We start from the raw sequence: 13,552 nt of genomic DNA, 5'->3' as shown, positions 1-13,552 counted from the left end.
GGATCGCGGGGGTCAGGGGCGGGGGGACGCGGCTGCCGGCTCGGGCGTCACGTCGGTCGCGGGGAGCAGGTCGGCGACCGGGCGCTGCAGGCGCTGGTGCAGTACCGGCAGCGCACCGTCGAGGAAGAGCTGCCGCATGAGCGTGCGCTGTGTCTTGCCGCTGGTGGTCTTGCGGATCACCCCCTGACGCACCAGCACCACGCTCACGCCGGCCAGCTGGAACCGCCGGCTGAGCAACGCCTGGACGGAAGCGGCCAGTTGGGGCAGGTCGGTGTCGACGGCGGCGCGGGAGCGCAGTTCCTGCACCACGACCACGTGCGAGCGGCCGTCGGCCCGGTCGGCCACGGTGAACACGGCGCCGCCGCCGCGTCGGAACGCCTCACCCGAGTCCTGGACCGTCTGCTCGATGTCCTGCGGGTAGAGGTTGCGGCCGTGCTGGATGAGCATCTCCTTGATGCGGCCGGTGACGTAGAGCTCCCCGTCGAGCAGGGCGCCGAGGTCGCCGGTGCGGAAGTACCCGCTGCGGCCGTCCGCCGTCTCGGCCCGGAAGGTCTGCGCGGTCAGTTCGGGCCGGTTCCAGTAGCCGGCGGCCACCGACGGGCCGCGCAGCCAGATCTCGCCGACCCGCCCGTCGGGCAGCACCTCCAGGCTCACCGGGTCCACGATCAGTGCCTCGGTGTCCGTCGGCCGGCCGCAGCCCACGAGGGTGCGGCCCGCCCGGTCGCTGCGCGCGGGCCGCAGCTCGTCCCGCTCCAACGCATGGGCGTCGACGGTGAGTTCCAGGTGCGGCGCCTCGGTGTCGCCGCTGGAGACCAGCAGGGTGTTCTCGGCCAGCCCGTAGGAGGGCAGCACGACCTCGGGGCGCAGCCCGTGCCCGGCGAAGCGCTGCACGAACGCGCGCAGGGTCCCGGCCCGCACCGGCTCGGCCCCGTTCAGCGCCACCCGCAGGCTGGAGAGGTCGAGGCCGGCGGACTGCTCCTCGGTGACACGGCGGACGCACAGTTCGTAGCCGAAGTCGGGGGAGGCGGTGCCCTCCACCCGGTAGTCGTGGATCATGCGCAGCCAGCGGTGGGGCTGTTTGATGAAGGAGACCGGCGACATCTGCACGCTGGTCCCGCCGACCCACAGCGGTTGCAGCGTCATGCCGATCAGCCCCATGTCGTGGTAGAGCGGCAGCCAGCTGCCGGTCACCACGCCGTCCGGGGTGCGCATGGCCGTGCGGATGGCCTCCTCGTTGGCGGCGAGATTGGCGTGCGTGACCATGACGCCCTTGGGCTCGCTGGTGGAGCCGGAGCTGTACTGCAGGAAGGCCACGTCGGTGTCGCGCACCGCGGGTGGGACCCACAGGCCGGCGTCCACGCCCGCGTCGTCCTCCGCGCCGGTCGACAGGCACGCCACGTCCGGGATTCCGGTGGCGGTCAGCCAGGCGCCGATGGCCTGCCGGTACTCGGGGAGCGTCAGCACCGCCCCCACCTCGGCGTCCCGCAGGATGCTGCTGACCCGGGCCAGCCGTTCGCCGGGCTCGTCGGGCAGCGGCGCCGGGATCGCCGTACGCCCGGCGTAGAAGCAGCCGATGAACGCCGTGACGAAGTCCAGGGTCGGCGGGTAGAGCAGCAGGACCGGACGCGTCGGATCGCCCTTGGCGGCCTCGCGCAGCCGGGTGGCCACCACGCGGGCCCGCCGGTCCAGTTCGGCGTAGCTGAGCTCCTCCGGCCGCAGGTCCGGGCCGTCCTCGTGCAGGTACACGAATGCGGTGCGTTCGGGGTGACGGTGCACGCCGTCGCGTACGGCGTCCGTCAGCGTTCGGTGCTGAAGCTGGTGCGGCACTGGCTGTCCTTTCGCGGTCGGTGACCGGTGCGGGATGAGACCTTCGGGCGGCACCGGGTGCCATCCGTGCGGCCAGGCTTTAGGCGCCGTGAAAAGGCGACGTAAAGCGAAAATTGGTGCGCACGTCATGGCTGGGGGGTTGGGCGGACGGCAGGCGCACCGGCCGGTACAACGGTGTGTGTACGGAAGGGCACGATCCGTGCCGGCATGCGGTGCCTGCGGAGAGGAGTTCGTCATGGCGCCCATCGGACTGACGCCGGGGAACGATGCGTGGTACGCGGTGCGGGAGACTGCGCTGAGGGACGGGTTCGTGGTCTGCCACGGCCGGTTGGACGACTGGGCGCGGGCGGCCGCAGGGCCGTCCGCGCCCGGACTCCTCGGTGCCGACTGGCCCCGGTATCTGACGATGCGGGAACCCGCCGCACGGGCCCGGCTGTTGGGCTCCCGGCTGTTGCTGCGCCGCGCGGTGGCCGCCGTGTCCGGCGTGGCACCGGACCGGGTCCGGCTGGGGCGCGACGGGTGGGGCCGGCCGGTGGTGCACGAGCCCGCGGGGCTGGACGCGGGCATCAGCCACACGGCCGGGGTGCTGGTGGTCGGAGTGGCCCTCGGCCGCCGGATCGGCGTGGACGTGGAGGCCCGGCACCGCCCGCTGCTGGCGCCGGGGCTCGCCGAGCGGTTCTGCCACGCGGAGGAGCTCGCGGAGCTGCGCGAACTGCCCTCCGGTGAGCGCAACGCCCGGCTCGTGCGCCTGTGGACGCTGAAGGAGGCGTACGCGAAGGCGCTCGGTGTGGGCCTCGCGTACGACTTCACGCTGCTGCGTCCACGGCCCGAACCCCACGGCGAGGGCTGGGTTCTGGGTCGGATCTCGGCCGAGTGGCGGCTGCGCTGCGACGGTGTCGAGCGGTTCCTCGTCGCCAGTGCGCTGGGACCGCAGAGGCGAGCGCAGCAATCGAGTCAATGATGTATCGATACACCATTGACTCGATTGACCGTCAGGTCTAGCGTCGAACACACAGCTGGGAAAGGGCAGTCGGCTCACCACCCCACGGAGGTCCGATGCGCAAGCCGCCCCACGCCCGACAGCCGGCGGCCGCACCGGTGCGCACTCCCCGCGGCGGTCGTCAGCGTGATCCCGCCGCCGACCGGGCGATCCTGGACAGCACCCTGGGCCTGCTCAGCGAGGGATGCAGCTTCGGCGACCTGTCCATGGACCTGGTCGCCCAGCGGGCCCGCGTCGCCCGCGCGACCATCTACCGCCGCTGGCGCAACAAGGAAGAGCTGGTGCTGGCCGCGCTGGGCACCCTCGACCTGCCCGTGCCGCAGCTGGACGGACTGCCCCTGCGGGACAAGCTGGTGACGCTCGTCGACCAGCTGCGCCACCGCGGCCAGGACACCCAGCTGCACCGGCTGATCGGCAGCCTCCTCGGCGAGGCGGTACGCCGCCCGCACCTGGTCGAACGGTTCGAGGACACCGTCGTCGCGGCGCGGCGCGAGGCCCTGGTCGAGGCCCTGCGGGAGGGCGTCGACAGCGGCGAACTGCGCGCCGGCCTCGACCTGGACGACGCCGTCGAGATCCTCACCGGACCGATGGCCGCCCGCCTGATCCTGCGGCAACGCCCCGTGGAATCCGCGGCGTTCGCCGAGTCGATCGTCGACACGTTCCTGAACGGAACCCGCGCGAACCGTGCCGGGTCGGGGCCCGGCACGGCACCGGAGCACCTGCCGCCACCGTAAGGAGCCGCTGCCATGAAGTTCCTCTTCGACGACCCCGCCTTCGACTACCAGGCCCTGCGCACCGCCGGTTACGCCGACTACGGCGGTGCGCAGCTCGGCGAGGTCGTCTCGGTCGCCGCCCGGATCCCCGACGGCGACACCGAGGCGTGGCGGAGGGAGTGGGCCCAGCTCGCCGAGCGCGTGCACCGCCTGGGCACCACCGCCCTCGACGAGGGCCGCTGCGTCGACGCCCGTGCCGCACTGCTGCGGGCGCACAACTACTACCGCACCGCAGAGTTCTTCCAGCGCGACGACCCACACGACGCGGAGGCCCTGCGATTGATGCGGCTGTCCCGGGCGACCTTCGCCGACGCCGCCGAACTCATGGAGCGGCCACCGCAGTTCGTCCGCATCCCCTACGAGGACACCTCGCTGCCCGGCTACCTCTACCGGGCGGAGGAAACAGGCGAGCCCCGGCCCATGGTCGTCCATCACGGCGGCATCGACTCCACGCTCGAGGAGGGCTGGTTCTTCGTAGCCGCGGCCGCCCTTGCCCGCGGCTACGACTGCCTGTGCTTCGAAGGCCCGGGGCAGGGCTCCGTGCTGCGCGAGCAGGGGCTGGTCTTCCGGCCGGACTGGGAGCAGGTGGTCACCCCGGTCGTGGACTACGCGCAGGACCTGCCCGGTGTGGACCCCGACCGCGTGGTCCTGGTCGGCACCAGCCTCGGGGGGCTGCTCGCCGTGCGGGCCGCAGCGTTCGAGCACCGGCTGGCCGGGTGCGTCGCCCATGACGCCGTATGGCAGCTGGGCGACGTCGTGGCGTTGCCCCCGTTCGTCCTGGAGTGGGTCGAGCAGGGCTGCGACGACTTCGCCGACCCGGTGATGTGGGGCATCGCCGCCCAGCAGACCTTCACCCGCTGGCTGCTGCGGCAGGCGCTGTGGACCTTCGGCGCGGACACCCCGTCCCAACTGCTGCGTACGCTGTCCGCGTTCGGCCTGTCCGAGGTGATCGGGCAGGTGCGCTGTCCGGTGCTCGTCCTGGACGCGGAGGAGGACATGTTCTTCGCCGGTCTCGAGCACGCGAAGAAGGTGTACACGGGCCTGAACTCGCCCAAGACGCTGCACGTCTTCACCGCGGACGAGGGCGGCGGGGCGCACTGCCACTCCGGCGCCATGCGCCTCTATCACGAACAGCTGTTCACCTGGCTGGGCCAGACCCTCGGGGAGGGCCGGCCGGTAGCAGCCTGACCGGTACGCGAAACCACAAGCCCGGCCCGCTCCCCGCGGGCCGGGCTGTTTGATTGAACGGCGGCTCATTTGTTTACGACCAGAGGATGACCGAACCGGGCCAGTTTTGCTCGGATTAATAAGTGTGTAACGGGTAGGGCCTGGCATCGGTGGGCGAGCTGGCATAGGCTTCCCGAGAAAGAAGATACTTTCGAGTAACAGGCGTCCCAGGACCTCGGGACGGACGGGGGAGCCGGTTTTAGTTGAATGCGTTCCGCGCATTCGGGGGGTTGCCGTGTCCCTGTTCTCTGCACAAGCCGACCATCCACTGCGCTACGAGCTGCTCGGGCGGCTGCGGGTCACCCGCGGCGGCGTCGATCTGACGCCCGATGCGCCCAAACTCACCAAACTGCTCACCCTGCTCCTGGTCAGGGCAGGTGAGGCGGTGCCCGGAGAGAAACTCGTGGCGGAACTGTGGGAGCAGGGTCCGCCGCGCTGTGCCTTCGCGAGCCTGCGCGTGTACGTCTCGCAGTTGCGGAAAATCCTCTGCGGCCCTCGGGGAACGTCCCCGATCGTCACGACGTCGTCCGGATACATTCTCGACCTGAGTGAGGCCATGACCGATTTCCAGGAATTCGAGCAGCTCTACACCCGTGGCCGGGAACGGTACTCAGCGGCCGATTTCCGGCCGGCCGGCGAACTTCTCCGCCGGGCCCTGTCCCTGTGGCGCGGTCCGGTCCTGGAGGGAGTGCCGAGCTCCCTGGCGATCGAATCCTTCAGGGCCGTCCAGGAAGAGAAACGGCTGAACTGCACCGAACTCGCCGTCGACGCCGCTCTCGCGGTCGGCCGCCATCACGAAGTGATCGAGGAACTCAAGGGCCTCCTCGTCCAGCATCCCCTGCGGGAGCCGTTCTACCGCCAGCTGATGGCCGCGCTGTACCGGGCGGGCCGGCAGGGCGACGCCCTCGGCGTCTACCACCACGCCCGCAGGGTGCTCAGAGAGGAACTGGGCGTCGAACCGGGACCACCGCTGCAGCTCGCCCTGGAGGCCATCCTCCGGGCTGACCCGTCACGACTGGAGGCCACCGGGGTGCTGCCCGCGGCGCGCTGAGGGAGTGCCTGATACCCACGATCGAGGCCCGAGCCCGTCATCCGGGTGCGCTCGGAAGGCGCGGCCGGGCCCGGTGTGCGAGATTGCGGAGTGAGGGAGGCCGGGGGCGAGTCGCTGTCCCTCACATGTGCTGCTCGGGTACCCCGCCCCCGGCCCCCCTCGCGACGTCCGTACGATCCGGGGGTTGACTCCATGGCCCTGCACGAGACCAGCCGCCCCCTCGACGACGTGTACGCGCTGCCCATCAGCGAGCGGGCGCTGCCGAAGTACCGCATGCCCGACGCCGTGTCCGACGCCCGCGCGGTACGGGCCCTGATCCACGACGAACTGAGCCTGGACGGCAACGCCTCGCAGAACCTCGCGACCTTCTGCACCACCTGGGCGGAGCCGGAGGTGCACGCGTTGATGGACGAGTGCCTCGGCAAGAACATGATCGACAAGGACGAGTACCCGCAGACCGCCGAGATCGAGAGCCGCTGCGTCCATATGCTCGCCGACCTGTGGAACGCCTCGGACGGAGTCACGACCATCGGCTGCTCCACCACCGGCTCCAGTGAGGCCGGCATGCTCGGCGGACTGGCGCTGAAGTGGCGCTGGCGCGAGCGCCGACGGGCCGAGGGCAGGCCCGCCGACCGGCCCAACCTGGTCGCCGGGCCGGTCCAGGTGTGCTGGGAGAAGTTCGCCCGCTACTTCGACGTCGAACTGCGCCAGATCCCGCTGGAGCAGGACGCGTTGGGACTGCGCGCCCACCAACTGCGCGAGTACGTCGACGAGAACACCATCGGTGTGGTGGCGAACCTCGGCGTCACCTACACCTGCGTCTACGAGCCGGTCGCCGAGATCGCCGCCGAACTCGACCGCATCCAGGCCGAGACCGGCCTCGACGTACCCGTGCACGTGGACGCGGCAAGCGGCGGCTTCGTCGCCCCCTTCCTCCAGCCCGGCCTGGTGTGGGACTTCCGGCTGCCCCGGGTCGCCTCCATCAACGTCTCCGGCCACAAGTACGGCATGGCCCCGCTCGGCGTGGGCTGGGTGGTGTGGCGGTCGGCCGACCTGCTTCCCGAGGACCTGGTGTTCCGCGTCTCCTACCTCGGCGGTGAGATGCCCACCTTCGCCCTGAACTTCTCCCGCCCCGGCGGCGAGGTCGTCGCCCAGTACTACAACCTGCTGCGCCTGGGCCGCGAGGGCTACACCAAGATCCACGGCGCCTGCGCCGCCACCGCCGGGATGCTGGCCGAGCAACTCGCCGGCATGGGCCCCTTCACCGTCCTCTACGACGGCCAGGACGCCCTCCCGGCCGTCACCTGGACCCTCACCGACCCCGCCGAGGCGTCCTTCACGCTGTACGACGTCAGCGACCAGCTGCGCCGTCGAGGCTGGCTGGTCCCGGCCTACCCGCTGGCCGCCGGCCGCGAGGACACCGTCGTCCAGCGCGTCCTGGTGCGGCACGGCACCGGGTACGACAAGATCGCGCTGCTGGTGGACGACCTGCGCACCGCCGTCGGCCGTCTGTCGCAGGGGCCGACGGCACGCGCGGCGGACTGGCCGTGCTTCCACCACTGAGTCAGACGGTGCGGACCTCCTCGATGCGCACGGGCCGGTGCTCCTTCAGGGAGAGCGTGCACGCCTCCGCGATCCACCCCGCCTCCAGCGCGTCCGCGACCGTGCACGGCGAGGGGCGGGAACCCGACACCACCTCGGTGAACGCAGTGAGTTCGGCCCGGTAGGCGGCAGTGAAGCGGTCCATGAAGAAGTCGTGCGGAGTGCCCGCCGGGAAGGTCACGCCCGGCTCGACCGACCGCAGCGGCAGCTTGTCCTCCAGCCCGACGGCGATGGAGTCCTGGAAGCCGTGCAGCTCCATCCGCACGTCGTGCCCCCGGCCGTTGTGACGGCTGTTGGACACCACGGCGATCGTGCCGTCGTCGAGGGTGAGGACCGCGCCGGTGGTGTCGGCGTCGCCCGCCTCCCTGATGTAGTCGGCGCCCCGGTTGCCGCCGACGGCGTACACCTCGCTCACCTCGCGACCCGTCACCCAGCGGATGATGTCGAAGTCGTGCACGGAACAGTCGCGGAAGATGCCCCCGGAGGCGGCGATGTACGCGGCCGGCGGCGGCGCCGGGTCCAGCGTCGTCGACCGTACGGTGTGCAGCGTGCCCAGCTCACCGGCCTGCACGGCGGCCCGGGCGGCGACGAACCCGGCGTCGAAGCGCCGGTTGTAGCCGATCTGCACGGGCACGTCATTGCCCTCGACGGCCTTGAGGACCTCGACGCCCTCGGTCATGGTCTTGGCGACGGGCTTTTCGCAGAAGACGGGCACACCCGCCTCCACAGCGGCGAGGATCAGCCCCGGGTGGGCGTCCGTCGCGGCGGCGATGACCACGCCGTCGATCCCGGCGGCCAGCACGGCCTCGGGGGAGTCCGCGACCTCGGCCCCGAACCGCTCGGCGGCGGCCTTGGCCGCTTCCGCGAACGGATCGGCGACGACGAGCGACTCGACGGCGTCGAGTCCGGAGAGGGTCTCGGCGTGGAAGGCGCCGATACGGCCGAGGCCGAGGATTCCGATGCGCATGCGCTCCGCTGCTTTCCTTGTGTGTGGTTGCCGTCCGTGGCCGGGGCTCCGCCCCGGACCCCGATCGCCCTTCGGGCTTGTCCTCAATCGCCGGACGGACTCCAATTAGTCCAGGCCGCCGAGTACGTTCTGGTCCCAGTCGATCACCGAACCGGTGACCACGCCTGATCGGTCCGACAGCAGGAAGACCACGAAGTCGGCGATCTCGTCCGGTTGGCCGAGCTTGCCCATCGGCAGCCGGGCGGCGGCCTGTTCGCGCCAGTCGTCCCCGGCGCCGTGGAAGGTCTTCTGGGTCGCGTCCTCGCCCTCGGTCGCGGTCCAGCCGATGTTCAGGCCGTTGATCCGGATGCGGTCCCAGCGGTGCGCGTGCGCGGCGTTGCGGGTCAGCCCGATGAGCCCGGCCTTGGCGGCGACGTACGGCGCGAGGAACGGCTGTCCGCCGTGTGCGGACGAGGTGATGATGTTGACGATCGTGCCGGGTGCCTTGCGCGCCACCATGTCGGCGACGGCGGCCTGCATGGTGAAGAACGGTGCTTTGAGGTTGATGGCGATGTGCGCGTCGAACAGCTCCGGCGTGGTGTCCAGCAGCGTGCCCCGGGAGGTCAGCCCGGCCGAGTTGACCAGGCAGTCGATCCGGCCGTACGCGGCCACGACCTGCGCAACGGACGCCTTCGCCTGCTCCGGGTCGGCCAGGTCGGCCCGTACGAACATGGCCTTGCCGCCGGCCGCGACCAGCTCCTCCACCAACGCCTCACCGGGCTCGGCACGCCGGCCGGAGACGGCCACGACCGCCCCCTCCCGGACCGCGGCCCGCGTGATCGCGGCGCCGACGCCCTGACTGCCACCGCCGACCAGGACGACCTTGTCGTCGAGAAGTCCCATGGTTTTGAGGTCCTTTCAGCTCGCGCGCCGTTCGGCGGCGGCCCGCAGTTCGTCCCGCAGCGCCTCGGGTGTCCACGCCTCGCGCAGCGCCCGCCGTAGGACGTCCGCCTGCGCGGGCGGGGCAAGACCGTCGACCGGCGGGTCGCTGTCGAGGTTGGTGGGGAAGGGGTAGCCCTCGGCGCTCGCCGCGATCACGTTCTCCAACCACCGCTCGCCCTCGTCCCTGCGCTTCAGCAGCACCGGGAAGACGGCGTTCACGATCGCCTCACGGTCCACGGTCTCCATCGCGCGCCCGAACGCGGAGGACACCTGGAGCAGATTGGCCGTCCGCCGCACGTCAGCGGAGCGGTTGGTGCCGGCGCCGTGGAACAGCGCGGGGTTGAAGAAGACGGCGTCGCCCTTGGCGAGCGGGAGCTGGACGTGACGGTCCTCGAAGTACGCCTGGAATTCGGGGAGTCGCCACGCCAGATAGCCCGGCTCGTACGTCTGCGAGTACGGCAGGTACATCGTGGGACCGGTCTCGACCGGCATGTCGCAGTGCGCGACCGCGCCCTGGAGGGTGAGCACGGGGGAGAGGCGGTGGACGTGCGCCGGGTACGCGGCCGCCGTCTCGTCGGAGAGGAAGCCCAGGTGGTAGTCACGGTGTGCCGTCTGGGCCGCGCCGCCCGGGTTGACCACGTTGACCTGCGAGGTGATCTGGTAGCCCGGGCCGAGCCAGGCCGCGGAGACGAGGGCCAGGACCTCGTTGGCGTAGTAGTCGGCGAATGTCTCGGGGTCGAACAGGGCCGCCTTCTCCAGCGCGTTCCACACCCGGTCGTTGGCGCCCGGCCTGGCGAAGTGGTCACCGGCTGTCGCGCCCGAGGCACGCTGCTCGGCGATCAGGGCGTCGAAGACGGCGGTGAGCCGGTCGACGACGTCCAGGTCCGTGAAGGCCCGCCGGAAGACCACGATGCCGGGTCCGTCCAAGAGCGCGCGGACCAGCTCGGCCTGGAGGTCCCGGCGGTTCCCGGCCGGCCGATCGCTGTCGTACACCAGGACGTTCTGTTCCACGGACGCGGCGTGAGGGTAGTCGGCGGCCTCGGTCCTCCGCTCGACCAGCGTGCGGAAGGCGTCGAGGTCACAGTCTTGCCCGGAGAGCCAGGAGGTGGCGGACATCGTCGTCCTTTCGCTGACAGCGGCGACACAGCGCTGTCATTCTTGTCAGTACAAACCCCTCGAACAACCAGCAGCAGGCCATCAAAAAACCCTCAAGGAGCCGATCGCATGGGCCATCCCTTCCCGATCCGGGAGATCGCACGGCAGGCGGGCCTCAGCGAGGCCACCGTCGACCGGGTCCTCAACGGGCGTGGCGGGGTGCGGGAGAGCACCGCCCGTGAGGTCCGGCAGGCCATCGCCGACCTGGACCGGCAGCGCACCCAGGTCCGGCTCGTCGGCCGCACCTTCATGGTGGACATCGTGATGCAGGCGCCGGAGCGGTTCACCACCGCCGTACGCGCCGCCCTGGAGGCCGAACTGCCCTCCCTGCACCCGGCGGTGCTGCGCTCTCGCTTCCACTTCCGGGAGACCGGGCCGGTGGGTGAGCTGGTCGCGACGCTGGACCGCATCGCCCGGCGCGGCTCGCAGGGCGTGATCCTCAAGGCGCCCGACGTTCCCGAGGTCACCGCCGCCGTCGGCCGGCTGATGGCCGCCGGGATACCGGTCGTCACCCTGGTCACCGACCTGCCCGCGAGTGCACGCCTCGGCTATGTCGGCATCGACAACCGGGCGGCGGGCGCGACAGCCGCGTACCTCATGGGGCAGTGGCTCGGCGACCGGCCCACCCATGTGCTCACCAGCCTCAGCAGCGGCTTCTTCCGCAACGAGGAGGAGCGCGAGATGGGCTTCCGCGCCGCCATGCGCGCCCGGCATCCCGACCGCACGCTCGTCGAGATCGCCGAGGGCCAGGGCCTGGACGCCACGCAGTACGATCTGGTGCGCGCCGCTCTGGAACGCGACCCGGACATCCGCGCGGTCTACTCGATCGGTGGCGGCAACATCGCCACCCTCCGGGCTTTCGAGGACGTCGGCCGAGAGTGCGCCGTCTTCGTCGCGCACGACCTCGACCACGACAACACCCGGCTGCTGCGCGAGCACCGTCTGTCCGCCGTACTCCACCACGACCTGCGCCAGGACGTGCGGGAGGCCTGCCACATCGTGATGCGCGCCCAGGGCGCCCTGCCGCCCGCCGGACCGACCCTGCCGTCCGCGATCCAGGTGGTCACACCCTACAACATGCCACCGCAGGCGACGGCCGTGTGACACGCGGCGGCGTTCGGGGTCGTGGCCCGGGCGTGTATCCCCGCTCGGCGGGCCCCGGCTCCCTACCGTCGTGCGCATGTGGAAATCCATCCCGGACGGCGGGCCCGAGAGGTTGGTGGCCCTCGCCGACGGCGTGTTCGCCATCGCCATCACCCTGCTCGTCCTGGATCTCACCGTGCCGCGGGGACTCGACTCCGCGCAGTACCACGAGGCTCTGCGCGAGCTCCTCCCCGACCTCGGGGCCTACGCGCTCAGCGTGGCGGTGCTCGGCAGCTTCTGGCGCGACCACCGCAGGATCTTCCGCGCCGTCCGGCAGGTCGACGGACAGGTCGTCGCACTGGCCGTGCTCGGCCTGGGCGTTGCGGCACTGCTGCCGTTCCCCACCAGGCTGATCTCCGACTACGGTGACGAACCCGCCTCGGTCGCCATCTACGCGGCGGCGGTCGCCGCACTCGGTGCCACCCACCTCGCGCTGGTCGTTCTCCTGGCTCGACGCCCTTGGCTGCACGGCGAGGAGCCTTCGAAGGTGGGCACCGCGCTGGACGCCCTGGACGGCGCCACGACGGTGGTGATCTTCCTCCTCACCATCCCGCTGGCTCTGCTGATCGGGTCCGCGGCCGTGTGGTGGTGGCTCGTCCTGATCCCGGCCAAGACCGCGATCGGCCGACGGGCCCGCAAGGCGCGCTGACCGCTCACCCTCACGCCTGCGCGTCCACAACGACCCAGGCGCCGCTCCCCGCGGACCGCGCCATCGCGTCCAGTACGGCCGCGCTGTGCACCGCGTCCGACAGTGTGGCGCCGTGCGGTGTGCCCTCGGCGATCGAGCGCAGGAAGCGGTACGCCTCGATGACCTTCAGGTCGTCGTAGCCCATGGCGTTGGCGGCGCCCGGCTGGAAGGCAGCGAACTCACCGTGGTCGGGACCGACGTACACGGTGCTGACGGGCTGGTCCTGGTAGGTGGTGCCGCGGCTGATCCGCAGCTCGTTCATGCGGCGGAAGTCCCAGAACACCGCGCCCCTGGTGCCGTGCACCTCGAAGCCGTAGTTGTTCTGCTCGCCGACCGAGACCCGGCAGGCCTCCAGGACACCGCGGGCGCCGGAGGCGAAGCGGAGCAGACAGTTGACGTAGTCCTCGTTCTCGACCGGGCCGAGCTCGCCGCCCGCGGCACGGGAGTGGCCCGCGGTGGCGCCGGTGGGACGGGCCCGCTCCGGGACGAAGACCGCCGTGTCGGCGGTGAGCGACGCAATGTCGCCGAGCAGGAAACGGGCCAGGTCCGCGCCGTGCGAGGCCAGGTCGCCCAGCACTCCGCTGCCGCCGCGCTCCCGCTCGTACCGCCAGGTCAGGGCGCCCTCGGGATGCGCCGCGTAGTCGCTGAACAGCCGGATGCGGACATGCGTGACCGTGCCGATCTCGCCGGTGGCGATCAGCTCCCGGGCGGCCTCCACGGCGGGCGCGTTGCGGTAGTTGAAGCCGACCGCGCCCTGGACGCCGGCCTTGGCGATCGCGTCGGCGACCGCGCGGGCGTCCTCGGCGGTCAGGCCGACCGGCTTCTCGATCCAGATGTGCTTGCCGGCCTCGGCCATCGCCACGCCGATCTCGCGGTGCAGGAAGTTCGGCGCGGTGATGCTGACCGCTCGCACGCGCGGGTCGGCGGCCACCTCGCGCCAGTCGCGGGTCGCAGAGGCGAACCCGAACTGCTCGGCGGCCTGCTCGGCGCGGCCGGGCACCTCCTCGGCGACGGTCACGAGGTGCGGGCGGAGGGGCAGTTGGGGGTAGTGGTGGGGGAGGCGGGCGTACGCCTGGGTGTGCACCCGCCCCATCCAGCCGAATCCGACGACGGCGACACCGAGCGCATCCACCATGACAGCCCTTCTTTGGACCGGTCCACATCCTGTCCAGGTCACCCTGAGTGGGTCTTCCGCAAG

12 protein-coding genes are annotated in these 13,552 nt (G+C 71.4%); 7 read left to right on the top strand and 5 right to left on the bottom strand.

The window, feature by feature from the left end; all coding sequences use genetic code 11:
* Window positions 1-12: 12 nt before the first annotated feature.
* Complete coding sequence (locus ACKTSN_RS05890) at window positions 13-1,827, bottom strand: fatty acyl-AMP ligase (protein WP_409468103.1); 1,815 nt, start codon at window positions 1,825-1,827, stop codon at window positions 13-15.
* Between the two features lie 235 nt (window positions 1,828-2,062).
* Here ACKTSN_RS05890 and ACKTSN_RS05885 point away from each other — a divergent pair, with 235 nt between their 5' ends.
* The 5 genes from ACKTSN_RS05885 to ACKTSN_RS05865 all read left to right on the top strand — a co-directional run bounded on the left by ACKTSN_RS05885 (window position 2,063) and on the right by ACKTSN_RS05865 (window position 7,441).
* Complete coding sequence (locus ACKTSN_RS05885) at window positions 2,063-2,788, top strand: 4'-phosphopantetheinyl transferase family protein (protein ID WP_409468102.1); 726 nt, start codon at window positions 2,063-2,065, stop codon at window positions 2,786-2,788.
* Window positions 2,789-2,883: 95 nt separating this feature from the next.
* Complete coding sequence (locus ACKTSN_RS05880; RefSeq protein WP_409468101.1) at window positions 2,884-3,561, top strand: TetR/AcrR family transcriptional regulator; 678 nt, start codon at window positions 2,884-2,886, stop codon at window positions 3,559-3,561.
* Window positions 3,562-3,573: 12 nt separating this feature from the next.
* Window positions 3,574-4,788, top strand: coding sequence for an alpha/beta hydrolase family protein (locus ACKTSN_RS05875; RefSeq protein WP_409468100.1), 1,215 nt, complete (start codon window positions 3,574-3,576; stop codon window positions 4,786-4,788).
* Between the two features lie 274 nt (window positions 4,789-5,062).
* Window positions 5,063-5,878, top strand: a complete 816-nt coding sequence (locus tag ACKTSN_RS05870) for an AfsR/SARP family transcriptional regulator (protein WP_409468099.1) — start codon at window positions 5,063-5,065, stop codon at window positions 5,876-5,878.
* A 192-nt stretch (window positions 5,879-6,070) separates the two neighbouring features.
* Window positions 6,071-7,441, top strand: coding sequence for a glutamate decarboxylase (locus ACKTSN_RS05865; protein ID WP_409468098.1), 1,371 nt, complete (start codon window positions 6,071-6,073; stop codon window positions 7,439-7,441).
* Window position 7,442: 1 nt separating this feature from the next.
* On the opposite strand, the gene ACKTSN_RS05860 is transcribed toward ACKTSN_RS05865, so the two are convergent.
* From ACKTSN_RS05860 to ACKTSN_RS05850, 3 genes are all read right to left on the bottom strand, one after another.
* Window positions 7,443-8,447 carry a Gfo/Idh/MocA family protein gene (locus ACKTSN_RS05860; protein ID WP_409468097.1) on the bottom strand — a complete coding sequence of 335 codons (1,005 nt, stop codon included), beginning with the start codon at window positions 8,445-8,447 and terminating at the stop codon, window positions 7,443-7,445.
* A gap of 105 nt (window positions 8,448-8,552) precedes the next feature.
* The gene (locus tag ACKTSN_RS05855) at window positions 8,553-9,329 is read right to left on the bottom strand and encodes an SDR family oxidoreductase (RefSeq protein WP_409468096.1); all 777 of its coding nucleotides are present in this window, start codon (window positions 9,327-9,329) and stop codon (window positions 8,553-8,555) included.
* Between the two features lie 15 nt (window positions 9,330-9,344).
* A complete protein-coding gene (locus ACKTSN_RS05850; protein ID WP_409468095.1) occupies window positions 9,345-10,484 on the bottom strand; it encodes a phytanoyl-CoA dioxygenase family protein in 1,140 nt (379 codons plus the stop codon).
* A gap of 108 nt (window positions 10,485-10,592) precedes the next feature.
* Between ACKTSN_RS05850 and ACKTSN_RS05845 the strand changes: the two genes are divergently transcribed.
* Both ACKTSN_RS05845 and ACKTSN_RS05840 read left to right on the top strand, forming a co-directional pair.
* Window positions 10,593-11,627, top strand: coding sequence for a LacI family DNA-binding transcriptional regulator (locus tag ACKTSN_RS05845; protein WP_409468094.1), 1,035 nt, complete (start codon window positions 10,593-10,595; stop codon window positions 11,625-11,627).
* Between the two features lie 76 nt (window positions 11,628-11,703).
* On the top strand, window positions 11,704-12,315 hold the full coding sequence (locus ACKTSN_RS05840; RefSeq protein ID WP_409468093.1) for a TMEM175 family protein: 612 nt from the start codon (window positions 11,704-11,706) through the stop codon (window positions 12,313-12,315).
* A 10-nt stretch (window positions 12,316-12,325) separates the two neighbouring features.
* Here ACKTSN_RS05840 and ACKTSN_RS05835 read toward each other — a convergent pair whose 3' ends face one another.
* A complete protein-coding gene (locus tag ACKTSN_RS05835) occupies window positions 12,326-13,489 on the bottom strand; it encodes a Gfo/Idh/MocA family protein (RefSeq protein WP_409468092.1) in 1,164 nt (387 codons plus the stop codon).
* Between the last annotated feature and the right edge of the window lie 63 nt (window positions 13,490-13,552).

This window comes from Streptomyces flavusporus (genome assembly GCF_046267975.1).
Classification (GTDB): Bacteria; Actinomycetota; Actinomycetes; order Streptomycetales; family Streptomycetaceae; genus Streptomyces; species Streptomyces flavusporus.
This window is presented reverse-complemented; position numbering and strand designations above follow the sequence as displayed.